The 14,347-nt window shown below is 68.0% G+C and carries 15 protein-coding genes; 14 read left to right on the top strand and 1 reads right to left on the bottom strand.

All coding sequences use genetic code 11. From position 1 onward, the window contains the following. The first annotated feature begins 27 nt into the window (after nt 1–27). From DEJ48_RS36655 to DEJ48_RS36590, 14 genes are all read left to right on the top strand, one after another. Complete coding sequence (locus tag DEJ48_RS36655) at nt 28–714, top strand: GntR family transcriptional regulator (RefSeq protein WP_150220417.1); 687 nt, start codon at nt 28–30, stop codon at nt 712–714. Between the two features lie 227 nt (nt 715–941). Continuing rightward, a complete protein-coding gene (locus tag DEJ48_RS36650) occupies nt 942–1,310 on the top strand; it encodes a hypothetical protein (protein WP_150220416.1) in 369 nt (122 codons plus the stop codon). After that, nucleotides 1,303–1,725 (top strand): DUF6093 family protein, encoded by a 423-nt coding sequence (locus DEJ48_RS36645; RefSeq protein ID WP_150220415.1) that lies wholly within the window; start codon nt 1,303–1,305, stop codon nt 1,723–1,725. Before DEJ48_RS36650 ends, DEJ48_RS36645 begins: the two co-directional genes overlap by 8 nt. Next, on the top strand, nt 1,686–2,123 hold the full coding sequence (locus DEJ48_RS36640) for an HK97 gp10 family phage protein (protein ID WP_150220414.1): 438 nt from the start codon (nt 1,686–1,688) through the stop codon (nt 2,121–2,123). The genes DEJ48_RS36645 and DEJ48_RS36640 overlap by 40 nt, the downstream gene beginning before the upstream one ends. After that, nucleotides 2,120–2,359, top strand: a complete 240-nt coding sequence (locus DEJ48_RS36635) for a hypothetical protein (protein ID WP_150220413.1) — start codon at nt 2,120–2,122, stop codon at nt 2,357–2,359. The genes DEJ48_RS36640 and DEJ48_RS36635 overlap by 4 nt, the downstream gene beginning before the upstream one ends. Before the next feature lie 131 nt (nt 2,360–2,490). Continuing rightward, the gene (locus DEJ48_RS36630) at nt 2,491–2,784 is read left to right on the top strand and encodes a hypothetical protein (RefSeq protein WP_150220412.1); all 294 of its coding nucleotides are present in this window, start codon (nt 2,491–2,493) and stop codon (nt 2,782–2,784) included. A gap of 212 nt (nt 2,785–2,996) precedes the next feature. After that, nucleotides 2,997–3,497 carry a hypothetical protein gene (locus tag DEJ48_RS36625; protein WP_150220411.1) on the top strand — a complete coding sequence of 167 codons (501 nt, stop codon included), beginning with the start codon at nt 2,997–2,999 and terminating at the stop codon, nt 3,495–3,497. Then, the gene (locus DEJ48_RS36620) at nt 3,494–4,090 is read left to right on the top strand and encodes a hypothetical protein (RefSeq protein ID WP_150220410.1); all 597 of its coding nucleotides are present in this window, start codon (nt 3,494–3,496) and stop codon (nt 4,088–4,090) included. The genes DEJ48_RS36625 and DEJ48_RS36620 overlap by 4 nt, the downstream gene beginning before the upstream one ends. Beyond that, nucleotides 4,036–4,416 carry a hypothetical protein gene (locus DEJ48_RS36615; protein ID WP_150220409.1) on the top strand — a complete coding sequence of 127 codons (381 nt, stop codon included), beginning with the start codon at nt 4,036–4,038 and terminating at the stop codon, nt 4,414–4,416. Before DEJ48_RS36620 ends, DEJ48_RS36615 begins: the two co-directional genes overlap by 55 nt. Nucleotides 4,417–4,479: 63 nt before the next feature. Continuing rightward, nucleotides 4,480–9,456, top strand: coding sequence for a phage tail tape measure protein (locus DEJ48_RS36610; RefSeq protein ID WP_150220408.1), 4,977 nt, complete (start codon nt 4,480–4,482; stop codon nt 9,454–9,456). Continuing rightward, a complete protein-coding gene (locus DEJ48_RS36605; protein ID WP_150220407.1) occupies nt 9,453–10,361 on the top strand; it encodes a phage tail domain-containing protein in 909 nt (302 codons plus the stop codon). The genes DEJ48_RS36610 and DEJ48_RS36605 overlap by 4 nt, the downstream gene beginning before the upstream one ends. Then, nucleotides 10,361–11,293: a hypothetical protein gene (locus DEJ48_RS36600; protein ID WP_150220406.1), complete on the top strand. Its 933-nt coding sequence runs from the start codon at nt 10,361–10,363 to the stop codon at nt 11,291–11,293. Before DEJ48_RS36605 ends, DEJ48_RS36600 begins: the two co-directional genes overlap by 1 nt. A 36-nt stretch (nt 11,294–11,329) precedes the next feature. After that, complete coding sequence (locus DEJ48_RS36595; RefSeq protein ID WP_150220405.1) at nt 11,330–12,391, top strand: hypothetical protein; 1,062 nt, start codon at nt 11,330–11,332, stop codon at nt 12,389–12,391. Between the two features lie 16 nt (nt 12,392–12,407). Beyond that, a complete protein-coding gene (locus tag DEJ48_RS36590) occupies nt 12,408–13,718 on the top strand; it encodes a hypothetical protein (RefSeq protein ID WP_150220404.1) in 1,311 nt (436 codons plus the stop codon). A gap of 205 nt (nt 13,719–13,923) precedes the next feature. Here the strand turns inward: DEJ48_RS36590 and DEJ48_RS36585 are convergent, their stop codons facing one another. Then, nucleotides 13,924–14,160 carry a hypothetical protein gene (locus DEJ48_RS36585; RefSeq protein ID WP_150220403.1) on the bottom strand — a complete coding sequence of 79 codons (237 nt, stop codon included), beginning with the start codon at nt 14,158–14,160 and terminating at the stop codon, nt 13,924–13,926. Between the last annotated feature and the right edge of the window lie 187 nt (nt 14,161–14,347).

The raw sequence follows: 14,347 nt of genomic DNA, 5'->3' as shown, positions 1-14,347 counted from the left end.
ACCAAACCGGATGAGATACCACAGCGCATGACCAAAGAGCTGCGCAGAGACGGCCTTGAGCAGGTGCAGATCCTGTACAAGGCGTTGCGCTGCGAGATCGAGCGTGGAGATCTCGAACCCGGGCGAGTCGTCACCTACTCCGAGATCTGTGCACGGATTGCGGGAGACCCGGGCCGCTTCCCCTGGAACGGTTACTCGGTGGCGGCTTGCGCGCTATGGCTATTACGCAGAGAAGGCCTTGTAGAAACAAGACCTCGACTCGGCACGCGCATCATCGTTGAGGGTGAGACGTGGGCAGTCGCCGGCAGGGACGCGTCCGAACCGCTCGCAGTCCACATCGAGCGAGTCATGCGTCACCGCTTGGCGGACCGGGTATACCCGCCGAATACCCGGATACCGACATTGCACCTGCTGGCGGAAGAATTCGGCGTCTCTGTCAAAACGGTCCGCAACGGTCTCGAGGCGCTGTTCGAGGAAGGGTTGCTCCTGGCGACTCATCCCGGCACGTACGTCACGGCACGGACCGGACAGGTTCCGCGGGAGGAGCTGTTGCGCATCGCCGAGCGGCCGCAGCCCGGCGCGGCATGGAGTATGTCGCGTGGGGGGAGCCGAAGACGCTCGCCGATTGGGCCAGGGACCCCCGATGCGTCGTTCCGTATCGGTGCCTCAAAGCGCGGTTCCTGGAACACAAGTGGCCACTCAAGAGGGCGATGACAACTCCTATCACCCATGCCGGCCGGAATCCCGGCCAGGCCCGCGAGAGCCCTACGCAGGATTGATCCCTTTGTCACGGTGCTCCGTCCCAGTGAGTAGGACGGAGCACCGATCGAGCAATGCAGCCAGCAAGCTCGGATAGGACTCCGATCAGGTTACGTCAGCCAAGGTCGGACGTGTTCTGTTGCTCCGCAGGGCGCGCGGTTCGCGCACCTAGGGTCGAAGGCATGAGCACGTTTGTGGAGTCCCGCCGAGTTCGAATTGCGGCCCGTCCGGGCGAGCCCGCTGTGGTCGAGATCGACGGGCACGATGTTGCATCCGCAGTGGAGGCGTATCGAATCACGCAGACCGCCGATGAGGGCCCAGAGGTCACTCTGTACGTCCAACAGGGATGGCATGGCACGCAGTTCGACGGCATGGCCGAGGTGGTGGTGGAGCCCGCTGATGTCCGGCACGTGGTGATCGGCTTCCTGGATGCCGTGGACTGGCGGCAGCTCGATGAGGCCGTGCTCGACCGGAAGGACTTGGATGGGCAGCCGGGCGAGCTGACTCGCGGGGTGCTGGCCCAGCTGAAGGAGTGGGCTGCGGGTGCTTGATCAGTCAGGAATTGCCCGCTTCGCCGAACGCCATCTGATGCCGGACACGATCCACGTCAGCCGTGACGCTGGTGAGGACGTGCTGGACCCAGCGACCGGCGCTCTCGTGCCGGGGGCTGCGGTGACCGTGTATGCGGACAAGGCGGGCCTGTACGCCCATCAGGAGCGGATCCGCACCAAAGGCGCCGGACTGAACGGCGCGTGGGTCGAGGAGGTACTTGCCGGATACCGGCTTCTGCTGCCCCTGAGCGCACCGGAGTTGCAGGTGGAGGACTCCGTCCTGGTAGTGGAGGCCCGTGACGATCAGGCGGTGGGCCGGACGTACCGGGTCACCGCGCAAGGCGAAGTGTCGTCGTTTCCCGTGTTGCGCACGGTGTGGCTGGAGGAGCGCGACCGGAAGCCGGTGGCCGTGTGAGTGGCGGGGATTTCCGACACCCTTCGGATCTTGCTGCCGCGCTCAGCCGCAACGGCAGGGCAGTGGTGAATGCCGCCGAGACGGCGATGCGGTACAGCGCGAAGGCCTTGGTGGTGCAGGTGCAGCACAATGCATCTGGACGGCCCGGGCCTCGCGTGATCACCGGTCAGTACCGGGCATCGTGGCAGTCCGATGTCCACCGGGCGGGTCCGGTGATTGTTGCCGAGGTTGGCACTAACGCCCCCCAAGGGCGGCGGCTGGAGTTCGGCTTCGTCGGGGCGGACAGCTTGGGTCGCCACTACAACCAACGTCCATTCCCTCATCTGGGACCGGCCGTTGCCACGTTCGGGCCGCTATTGGTCCACGCGCTCGGCCAAGCGGTGGCGGAGGAGCTGTGATCGACATTGCCGACAGCCTTGAGGAAGCTCTGGCTGGGGTGCTCGCCGAGCATGAGCGGGGTCTCCTGGCCCGCGCTGTGGTCGTGGCGGAGGTTCTGGATGAGGACGGGGAGCGGACTCTGTCGATCCTCACGACTCCCGGAGTGATGGAGTGGGACGCCCTCGGCTTGTGCCGGTACGGAGTGATCAGCGTCGAAGGACCCGCCGCCGCGTACTTCGCTGGCGGTGACTTGTGATCGACAGAGCCGACGTGACCGCGGCCTTCCAGGCCATGCTCACCGTGGCTACGGGTAAGCCTTGTGGTCGCGGGCGGCTGCCTCTCGTTGCCGGGCACCCCTGTCCCACGCCTTACACAGTGCTCTACCCGATGGACAGCCGGTACACCGGCGCGCCCCTGGCCGACAAGGCGGAAGATGCCCACTTCGTGTACCAGGTGACGGTGGTGGCCGATCGAGAGGACCAGGCAGATTGGCTCGCGGACCGGGTACGGCGCGCTGTGCTTGATCGTGGGGATTCGGGTCAGTGGGTGAACCAGATCGAGGCGCCAGGCACCGACATCTGGGCAAGACAACTACTGCTCGACGACGGCCTGGACGGTGCCGGTGAGGCTGGCGTGGTGACCGCGGTACAGCGATACGAGCTGTCCGCCTCAATGTCCTAGCTCGTTCGATCACGCCGTCTCGGTGATCGTTGGCCGCAGTATCGTGATCGCTATGCAGCCACGGCCCCTTCTTGGCCGTGCCCCTGCTCCTCACCGCGGAGGCCCCGCGCGGACGCCCAACCACTTCTGGTTCGGGCCGGTTCCCCGACAGTCGTCGAGGGACGGGGCCTCCAAGTCCTCGGGGTTGCCGTCCCGGAATCGGACAGCAAGCCTTGCAGGTCAAGAAATTCTCCCGGCGCGGGGTAACCCGCGTGCTGTGGCTCAACAGTGTCAACGATGCGGGTCACGTCCCCACCCGCGCTGAGCTGACCGCCGGCACCGATCTCACGGATGCCATCGCCGCCATTGACGGCTGGACCCTGTCGAACCAGGCCATTGACGTTCCCGACCTGGGCTCGACGTTCGAGTCGAAGATTCCGGGCACCGACCAGGCCGACGACAGCAGCCTCGGCTTCTACGAGGACAAGGTGTCGGACGACATCGAACAGCTCCTCAAGAAGGACGAGACCGGCTGGGTCGTGTTCCTGCGCAAGGGCGATGTCTCCGGCTCGCGGTCCATGGACGTCTTCCCGGTGCGTGTCGGCTCCCGCAGTCCGAACTACTCGACGGACAACGAGGCCGCCAAGTTCACCGTCAGCTTCTCGATCACCGAGAAGCCGATGCAGGATGCCGCAGTCCCAGCCTCCACGGTTCCGCCGAAGGTGGAGAAGTGACGCCGGTGACGAACGACGTGCAGGCAACGCCTGCTGCACCGGCCGCCGCCGTAGCGAAGGATGCGCATTGGGCGGCGAAACTGGCGAAGCTGCGAGCCCGGCAGCTCCCCGAGTACACACTGGTGATCTGCGACGACCTGCACGCCAAGCAGCACCTGGACGAGTCACTGCGTGAGCTCGCCCGCTGCCGCAGGGCGGACGCGGAGAACGGGCGCGATTACAGCGAGGCGACCCTCGCGGCAGAACAGGCCGTCGAAGAGGCGCAAGAGTTCTTCGACAACGTTTCCACGGAGCTGACGTTCAAGGCCCTGCCCCGACCCATCCTGGACGGACTGATCAAGAGGTTCCCCCCGACCGAGGCCCAAGCCGAGGACGGTGACGCCTGGAACCCGGAGACGTTTCCCGCCGCGCTGATCGCTGCGGCACACATCGAACGGGATGATCACGGGGCGACGGTGGAGGGCATGAGCGAGGCAGATGCCCAGGATCTGCTCGACTCGTGGCCAGTCGCAGAGTCGAACACGCTGTTCGCAGCAGCGTGGCAGGCGCAGCAGATCGTGCGTACGTCCACCGTGGAGCTGGGAAAAGGCTGATCACGGACGCACAGCTCCGCGCGGAGCTGGAGCTGTGCGACCGGTACGCCATCCCGCAGTCGCAGTTCCTCGGAGCAGGCGACGGACGCTGGAGTGAGCTGGACCGCGCGAAGGCGCTTGCGTTCACCGCCTTCCGGCGCAGCATCTGTGACGGGTGCGGGACCCGGCCTGCGGAGTGGGACGAGGAGCACGGTGGGGACCGGTTCGCGTACGTCACCACGACGGTGCGCTGCCCGGGCTGCGAGCTGATCGCGCACGAGCAGGACCAGGTGCCCGATGGCGCCGACAGCTACGGGGTGCGCATCGGTTTGGTCCCGCGCGCGTAGCCGGGCGGGTGGGTGAGGGGCGGGGTTTCGAGAGGGGCGCGTGGGGAGTAAGGGCGCCGGCGGGTGTCGTCCTACACGCTCAGCGTTCAGGCGCGAGCGGACTTCGCGAACCTCCTGTCGGAGATCCGGCAGGCCTCGCGCGCGATGCGCGGGCTGGGCCGGGACACCGATGCCCTCAACCGGAACCTTCGCCGGATCGCCTCGGGCGCCCGGGGTTCCGCTGCGGGGCTTCGGGGCCTGGGCCGTGACGCGGACCGGACCCGGGCGGGGCTACGTCGTGTCGGCGCGGACGGGCATGCCTCGATGCGGCAACTGCGTCACGGGCTGCTCAGCGCCCGGCAGGAAGCCCACCACCTGCGCGGCGTGCTCGTCGGCGGGGGAATCGTTGCCGGGCTCGCGGAGATCGCGAAGGAAGGCAACGAGTACCAGCGCGCGATCAACAAGTGGGGCGCGGTCACCAATGCCAACGGGCAGGAGATGGTGCAGGCCGCCGCCAAGGCCCGCGAGCTGGGGGCGGACCTGCAACTGCCCGGTACGTCGGCGGCGAAGGCTGCGGACGCGATGCTGGAGCTCGCCAAGGCGGGCCAGACATCTACGTCGAGCATCGCCAACGCCCGCGCGGCGATGCAGCTGGCCGCAGCTGACAACCTCAGCGCCGCCGATTCCGCCCGCTACCTGGGCGACGTCATGGACCAGTTCGGGCTCAGCTCGAACCACGCCGGACGCGCCGCCGATGTGCTGGCCGCATCGGCGAACGCCGCTTCGGGCGGCTTGCAGGACATCTACTACGCGATGTCCTACACCGGCCCTGTCGCCGCTCAGCTGGGCATCTCGATCGAGGACACGTCCACAGCGGTGGCGATGCTGGCCCGTTCCGGCATCCTCGGCTCCAAAGCAGGAACGTCCCTGCGCGGGATGCTCACCAACCTGGCGCGCCCCACCGCGCGGGCCAGGCAGAGCCTGGCCGAGCTTGGGATCGAGGCGTTCGACGCCCCGGGCAACTTCAAGGGCCTGCGCACGGTGGTCGAGGGTCTGGAGAAGGCCCAGCACCGGATGTCGCAGAAGGAGTTCCTGGGCTCCCTGGCCGATGTGGTCGGCAAGCCTGCTCTGGCGGGTGCGTCGGCGCTGGCACACCAGGGTGTCGAGTCCTTCGACCAGATGCACACCGCGATCGCGCGGACGGGGGCAGCGGGTGAAATCGCCGCCTCGCAGACCAAGGGGCTGTCAGGTGCGGTCACCCAGCTCAAGACGCAGGCGAAGAACGCCGGTCAGGTTCTGTACACGGCGGCCGCGCCGGGTCTGGAGAAGGTCACCCGGCTGTTGACCGCAGGGATCTCCGCTGCGACGCCCGGTATCGCAGGGGCCCTGGATTACGTCCACGACCTCTACACGCTGGCCGGGCCGTCGGCGTCGAAGGCCGTCTCGGCCGGGCTGAGTGAGGTGAAGGGCGCCCTCGGTGGGCTAGGCAGGCCGGTGAAGGACCTGGCTTTCGACGCTGCCGCAGCGGGCGTGAACGTGTTGGTGAACGCGGGGCGCGCGCTCCTCGATGTTCTCGACAACGCGGCCTCGGCTGCGGCGCCCGTGGCGGAGGCCATCAGCGATGTCGCCAAGGAGGCCGATGCTGGTGGGACGGCGCTCGACATCATCGTCACGGCCCTGAACCTGATCACCTCCGGTGCCGGCGCCGCCTCAGCAGTGCTGGTGCCGATCGGGCATGTCGTCGCCGGACTGGTGCGCGCCTTCGGTGCTCTCCCCGGTCCGATTCAGACGGCGATCGTCGCGATGCTGATGGCACGCCGGGTCGCCCCGGTGATGGCACGGCTGGGGCAGACCGTGTCCGGGCCGGTGGTCGGCGCGTACCGGTCGCTCGGGGACCAGATGCGGGTGCAGGAGCGGCTCTCCTCCGCGCAAGGGCAGTCCATCGGCCGCATTGGACAAGCCCTGGCCGTCATGCAGACGCGGATTCCGGTCGTCGGGCAGATGACCAGCGCGTTCCGCAGCGCCTCCGGCCCGATCACCGGGGTGGCGCGGGCGATCGGCGCTGGTGTCGGTGGCGCTGCCCGAGGGCTGATGGGGGCGCTGGGCGGCCCGTGGGGTGTGGCGCTCGCAGGTGCGGGTGTGGCGCTGTCGATGCTCGCCTCGCATCAGCAGCAGGCAGCTCAGGCAGCGGCGGAGCACCAGTCGCGGATCAGCAGTCTCACCCAGGCGTTGCAAGAGTCGAACGGTGCCATCAACGGCAACGTTCGCGCGGTAGCCGCGCAGTCCGTCATGGACACGAAGGTCTTCGACGGCAAGGAACGGCTGGTCGACGTCATGTCGAAGGCCGGGGTGAAGGCTCGTGAGCTCACGGACGCCTACCTGGGCCAGGACGGCGGCCTGAACGCCCTGCAGAAGCGGCTGAACGACACGGCGGAGGCCAACGTCGAGTGGGTCGCGACGCAGGGTGGCGCGGCGAAGGCCTACAACGACCAAGGCCTCGCGGCGGGCCGGGCCGCGGATGCGCTGGGCTCGGTCAAGGGCGAGATGTCGCAGGCCGTGAAGGACGCCAAGGATCTCGCGGACGCCACAGGGTCTGGGGGGCGTTCGGCGGCCAGTGCGGTGGGACCGTTCGGGCAGTTCTCCGACGCGATGCGCCGCCTGTCGGACACGACCGCGGACGCGGACTCGCGGGCCCGCGCCCTGCACGATGCGCTGAACATCCTCGCGGGCGGATCGGTGGACCTGTCCGCGGCGGAGAGCCGGTTGAACCGGTCCGTGTCGGATGCGTCCGACGCCCTGAAGGGCGGAGTCGACCACGCGCAGGGATACGGCAAATCCCTGCTGAACATGGACGGCTCGCTGTCGACCGTCACCCGCAACGGCCAGAAGCTGTACGACCTTCTGCAAGGCCTCTCGACGAATTCCGCGGATGCCGCGCTGGCCGCGTACCAGTACGCGGAGGCGTCCGGGAAGACCGTGCCGGAAGCGTTGAAGGCCGCGCAGGCGCAGATGGCGACGGCCCGTGAGTCGGCGCTCTCTACCGCTGAAGGGTTCGGCCTGTCTGCGGAGCAGGCAGCGAGGCTCGCGGACAGTGCGGGTCTGGTGCCTGAGCAGGTGTCGCTCGTCTTGCAGACGGCCGGCATGGATGAGGCGATGGCCGAGCTGATCGCCGTCCAGCAGACGCTGAAGGCCGACCCGGACAAGAAGACGATCACCATCGCCACCCTGTCCGACGACGCTCGTGCGGACCTGGAGGACCTCGGTTTCAAGATCCACGACCTCAAGGACCGTCGCGTCGAGGTCACCGCACCCACCGAGACCGCGCGCACAGACCTGGACTCGTTGATCGCGAAGATCGCGGAGACCCCCGGCAGCAAGAAGGTCAGTGTCACGTCGGCGACGCAGTCGACGATCACCAGCCTGGAGGAGGTCAAGCAGAAGATCGCCGGTCTCCCGCCCGGCCGGATGATCCCCATCAGCGCGCCCACGGCAGAGGCCCGGCGGCAGCTGGAGGCGCTCGGCTTCTCGATCACCGCCATCCCGGCGAGCAAGAACGTCTACGTGTCGGTGCCGGTCGGCGCCGCGACGGGCAATGTGGCCACGATCCAGGGCGCCATCGACAGCTTGCACGGCAAGACCATCGGCATCGGCGTCTACCGGACCGAGTACATCAACACCGTTCACCAGCAGGGCGGCAACTACGGGCCCTACAAGGACGGGTACCGGCTCGGCAAGGCCGATGGCGGCATCGTCACCTACGCGGACGGCGGCGTCCGCAAGGAGAACCATGTCGCGCAGATCGCACGCGGCGGCACCTGGCGCGTGTGGGCGGAGGACGAGACGCAGGGCGAGGCTTACCTCCCTTTGGCCCCCAGTAAGCGGGCGCGCTCGAAGATCATCTTGAACGAGGTGGCTCGGCGCTTTGGCGGCCAGGTCGTCTACAACGCCTCTGGGGGCCTGTCCGACTGGTCGTATCAGCCGCTGGGTTCCTCCGGGCTGACGGTGTCGGATGTGATTTCCAAGTCACAGCGCAAGGGCAAGGGCGGCAAGGAGCACTTCGACCTGCGCCTGTTCGAGAAGAACCTGCGCCGCTCCGTACGCACGGCAAAGAGCTGGCGCAATGACCTGGCGACGGTGGTTCGCAGGGCGGGCACGGATGTCGCTAAGGCGTTGGAGGACATGGGCGAAGACGGTGTCGCGCTGACCCGGAAGATGGCTCACGGCTCGAACCGGTACGTGCGTGACATGGCCAGCCAGCTCACCAAGCTCGCCGGTACGGCGCGGGCAACGCTGAACGATTTCACCGGCCAGTTGAACAACGCCGTCAAGAACAACAGCGCGTTCCAGAAGAACCTGACCACGCTTGCTTCGCGCGGGTACACGGCGCTCGCGCAGCGCCTGGCCGAGCAGGGCGATGAGAACGCGGAGGCACTGGCCGCTCAGGCGGTGAAGGACCGCAAGAAGGCGCAGAAGGCCAACACCGCGGCGAAGAAGGCGGCGACCTCTCTCGACGGTGACCAGCTCGCGGACCTGGTGAAGCTGGTCGGGGCCCTGTCGAAGAACAAGGGCATCCACTCGGTGGCCGAGGCGACGGGGCTGGCCGAGGACCGGATTATCGAGGTCGGGAACCTCGCAAAGAGTCACATCAGGAAAACGGGCAAGGCCGACCGGTTCTTGTCCGACCTGGTGAAGGCGAACGCGGGCAAGGCGTACGCGAACGGCGGGATCTGGGAGCCGGGCGTGTACTCCTCACCCCGGGGGCTGATCAAGTTCGCGGAGCCCGAGACGGCCGCGGAGTCCTACATCCCGCACGCCGGCGCGAAGCGGGGCCGGGCAACAGCGGTGCTGGCTGAGACTGCGGACCGGTTCGGATACGGCCTCGCCCCGCGTCGGCTGGTCGACGCGCACGCCGGGCGCGGGCGGATCACGGTGGTACACCAGGCTCCGGCGATCGGACAGCAGACGATCCACGTCTCCGGGTCTGCCGCCACGGCCGACGACATCGCGGCGACCGTCTCCTATCAGATGCGGCGTGCCCGCCGAGGCGGTGTCCTGCGATGAGTGAACTCACCGATTTCCAGATGGAGATCGCCGGGGTGCGGCTCGGGCACGGCACGAGCGTGCCGGTCGCGCAGATCGAGGGCCTGGCCCGTCCGGCTGTGCGGGGCGAGGTGGTGGAGCAGCCAAACGCGGATGGGGCCTGGCTCGGCGCGGACTGGTACGAGGCGCGCACGCTGCGCATCGACTGCGGCGTGAAGACGCCGGGCGATCCTGCTGCTGCGGCCCGTATCGTCACCCAGCTGGAGGAAGCCACCGATGATCCGCGGGTCCGCACGGTGGGCGGCGCGGTGACCGCGCTGCGGATCAAATGGCCCGGTGCTCCGGTCCGAGTCCTGTTCGGGCGGCTGCGCAAGGTGGAAGCGTCGTGGGAGCAGGCCGCGTTGGGCTGGGTTCCTCTCGATCTTGAGTTCACCGCTCCCGATCCGCGGTATTACGCCGACGTCGAGCAGTCGGTGGGGCTGCGGCTGGGCTGGCTGTCCGGTGGCGGATTCACCGCCCCGGTTCAGGCGCCGATCCGGGTGAGCGATGGCGGCCAGTCGGGGCAGGACCGGCCGGGCTGGGTTACCAACAACGGCACCGTCGACGCCTACCCGATGATCACTGTGCACGGGCCGTGCGCGAACCCGATGATCACTCATGTGGAGACGGGGCAGCGTATCGATCTGGGGATCACCGTGCCGGTGGGTGAGTACGTGCGGGTCGATACCCGGCCCGGGCGCCGCACGGTGGCGCGGCAGGACGGCGGCACCGTCGCCACTACCTCGCCGCTGGGCAGCTTCCGGCTACCGAAGGGCCGCAGCGAAGTGCGCTGGACCGCCTCCGATCCCACTGCGTCCGCCCGCCTGACGGTGGTGTGGCGTGACGCGTTCAAGACCCTCGTGAACCCGAAGGAGAACTTCGTTTAATGACGCTCGCCCAGGCCCCGCTGCTGGTGAACGGCGCTACCCACAGTGCGCAGACGTTCCGGCAGATGATCAAGGATCTGTCGCACGGATCGGAGGGGGTGACCGAGGCCGCCGACCTCAAGGTGGCGCCGCTGCCTGTTCCGGGTGGCGGTGTGCAGATCGCGGACGGCTCTGCAGTGATCCGCGGGAAGGCGTCGGCGTGGCAGGGCTCGTACACGGCGTACAACATCGGCACGGCGACGGTGGATATCGCGCCGACGGGTGCTGCGCCGCGTTCGGATCTGATCGTGCTGCGGGTGCAGGACCCGGAGTTTGAGGGCGGGCTCGATCCGGCGAAGGACGCGGTGAACTTCTTCGACGTGATCCCCAACGTGTCCTCCACTGCCTCTGCGGTGCCCAAGGGGGTGACGGGGGTGCCGTTGGCCCGCGTGGATCTGCCCGCGAGCACGGGGACGGTCACCGCGGGGATGATCCGTGATCTGCGGCGGGTGGCGAACCCGCGCAGGGAGCGCACCCTCTACACGGCGTATCCGACGAAGATGAGCAAGGCGTGGAAGGACGACGACAAGTGGCATGACTGGCCGCCCGAGGCGCGCTGGCAGATATCGGTGCCGGCGTGGGCGACGAAGATGATAGTCACCATCACGGTGGCGGGTCTGCGGATGGACTTCGACTCGCTGTACGGGAAGCTTCAGCTCGTGTTCGGCACGGTTCACGGCCAGGACACGGTCGTGGACGACAACCAGGGCAAGGTCGTGCGTCGGCAGACGACGGTGGTCGCGGACACGTTGATGCTGCCCGCTTCCTACCGGGGCACCACGCAGGTGCTGTACATGCAGGCGAAGATGGCGAAGGACTGGAAGGGCGATCTGAGTGTCGACGGGGGGACGTCGATCATCGCCGATGTCGAGTTCACCGAAGGACCGGTGTAGCGGTCGGTGGCGTACCGGTATTTGACGCAGCACGCCTTGACCGGCGAGTGGCTGTCGCACGATCTGCCGCTGCGTGGGGTGGAGTTCGGTCCGGACTTGAACGGGCCGGGTCATCTGCGAGGCGCGCTGTCTCCTCGTCTGGCGTGGTCGCATCCTGGGCTGACGGACCCGGGGAACACGTTGCTGTACGCGGAGGCGGGCGGGCGGATCCGGTGGGGCGGCATCATCTGGCAGACCGAGCCCGATGGCGGCACGATGCAGGTTGAGGCCGCGGGGTGGTCGTCGTATTTGCAGTACCGGCATGACCTGGACGGGGAGCTGGGCGGGCGCGGCCCGTACGTGAACGCTGACCCGTGCCGGGTGATGCGTGACATCGTCACCTACGCGCAGTCGGTCCCGGACGGCAGCCTGGGCATCACCGTGGACGACACGACGTCGACGGCCAAGGTGGGCAGTCCGGCGGAGCCGTGGCATTCACGCTGGTGGGAGACACCGGTGCTCGGTGACCTCTTTGACGACCTGATCAAGGCTCCTGATGCGCCGGACTATACGTGCACCACCTGGTGGGGCAAGGACCGGCATCCGGTGCGGCGGATTCGAATCGGCTACCCGCGTCTGGGTGCGCGCCGCAGCGACATCGCGTTCAGCTCGGACACCAACATCGTCGGCCATACGCCGGTCACCTACAGCGCAGACGAGTACGCGCAGGTCGTGATCGCCACCGGGGCGGGTGAGGGGCGCTCGCAGCAGCGGGCCGTTGACGCGGTGCGCAACAAACGGCTGCGCCTGGAGCACGTGCTGGAGCTGCCGGAGGTGCGTGGCCGCGATGCGCTGGCGCAGCGGGCCCGCAGGGAGCGGGCCTGGCGGCAGAGCCTCGGCCACGTCGAGGAGATCACCGTCCGCGACCATCCCGCCGCGCCGATCGGGTCATGGCAGGTGGGTGATGACGTACAGGTGTCGGTGCGCGATGAGTGGGCGAACTGGTCGGGCTGGTGCCGCATCACCGGCTTCACGATCCGCCCCGACACCGACTCCGGCGAGACCGCCCAGCTTCAGCTCGAACCGGCAGGCGCCCACCAGTACGCCACCGCTGCCTGACCTCGAAGGAACTCTCGTGCGTAACGACATCGGCGCCCGTCTGGCCCGCCTGGAAAAGCTCGTGCAGACCATGATCCGCGCCCCCAAGCTGGTCAACGCCAGCCTGGAGAACGGCGCGTTCGACGTGTACGACGAGAACGGCTCGCCGCGCGCGGTGATCGGCCAGCAGCCGGATGGCACCAGCGGCGTCACCGCGGTCAACGGCCCCCGGCCGCCCATGCCCTCGCCGGCCGTGGTGGAGCCAGTGCTCGGTGGCGTGCGCGTCACCTGGGACGGCGGTTTCGCCGACGGCCAACCGGCCCCGCTGGATCTGTCCCGCGTGCAGGTGCACGTCCTGTCGTCAGCTACCGGGCAACCGGATCTGCGGTGGCCGACCACGACGATCGAAGCCGCGTCGGGAGCCTCGGTGACGGTCGCGGTGAACCACTACGGGCCGGTGTGGGTGCGACTGATCGCCGTGAACACGTCCGGCATACCGAGCCCGCCGTCTGAGGCGGTGGAGGCCACGGCGCGCCGGGCCGCGTCCGATGACCTGGGCCAGGGGGTTGTGCGGCGCGATCACGTTGCCGCTGGGGCGATCACCGCCGACCTGTTGGACGCGGACGCGATCAACGGCAAGATCATCACCGGTGCCACGGTCCAGACCGCCGCCGAAGGCCCTCGCGTCGTCCTGAACGCGGCCCGGCTGCGGGCGATCGGCAACAACGGCTCAGCGATCGGCATGGAACCTAACGACGTCTATCCGTACATCTACTGGGCGTCCGTCGACGGTTCGAACCAGGCCTTCATCAACGTCAGCGGCTCCAGCTCTTCGGACGCGAACATCGGCATCAACTCCGGAACGTTCACGGATGCGGACGGCAATGGCGTCTACCGGTGGCGGACCTTCTTCGGCAACGACTTCTTCACCGCTGAGCGCATCACTGCCAGGGAGGCCAAGCCGGTCGGCGGGCGCCTCTTCCTCAGCAAGAACTCCGCACAACTGGGGTCCGGGGAGGACGGAGGGAGCCTGTCGCTGAGTCAGGGCGCCGCCACCCTGTCCGCGGCATCGATCCGGGCGGCGGGCGTGCTGCGGTCGGACAACGTCTCCATGGGCACGGCGACCATCACCCCGGTGGCGAACAAGCCCACGTCCATCACTTTGAGCGGCGGGAACATCAAGGGGAAGCACTTCCGGGCGTTCGTCACCCCTGTCACCTCCGTGCCCGGCAAGACCGTCGTCGGGGTGGGCGTTACAGCCGTCTCATCGAGCGGCCTGACCATCTGGGTCCACCGCACCAACACCACTCAGACACTTGTGAACTGGATGATCATTGGAGAGGACTGAGCCACCCATGGACGACCCGACCCCGGTCACCATGACCGCCACCTGCCGCACGCCGGAATGCCCCGTGTCAGGACGGCCGTTCACGGCGACCTTATACGCGAACGCGGAGCCGCCCACCTATCGGGGGATCTGCATGCGGTGTGGTCAGGCTTTCACCGATCTCGTGCCCCTTCACGTCTAGGTCCTGCCGGTCCACCCGAGCTCATTACGGTGCCGTTCTGGTGATGGGCTCGCGTCGCGGCAGCAGGTGCATCCTCCGCAACCAGCGCCATCGTGTCCCGCCCCGGAGGCCCGCGTAGCGGATCGTCGCCTCGGGGTGCACGGTTCGAACCCACAGCGGCCTGCCCACGATGATCCGTTCAGCACCGGCAAGCGGGTCCCCTTCGTGGAAGCGCCACCGACCGGCCTCCAGGACGACGTCGGTGTAGACCTTCGCGAGCACGGTGCAATCGCCATTGTGGCCGACGGTGTAGCCGCGGGTCGGCGGCCCGCGTGTTCCTCGTCGGTACCCGTCATCCCTTGGTGCAGGGCGATCTTGAGTGCTTCCACAGCAAGGGCTTCCGTATCGTCTTCGGTCGGGGGTCCGTCTCCGTCGCCGGCCCGAAGCAGCTTGTCGATCGCGGGCGCTT

Origin of the sequence: Streptomyces venezuelae (assembly GCF_008642315.1) — a bacterium.
GTDB lineage: Bacteria > Actinomycetota > Actinomycetes > Streptomycetales > Streptomycetaceae > Streptomyces > Streptomyces venezuelae_D.
Note: the sequence above shows the minus strand (reverse complement) of the source record. Positions and strands in the feature narration are given on the sequence as shown.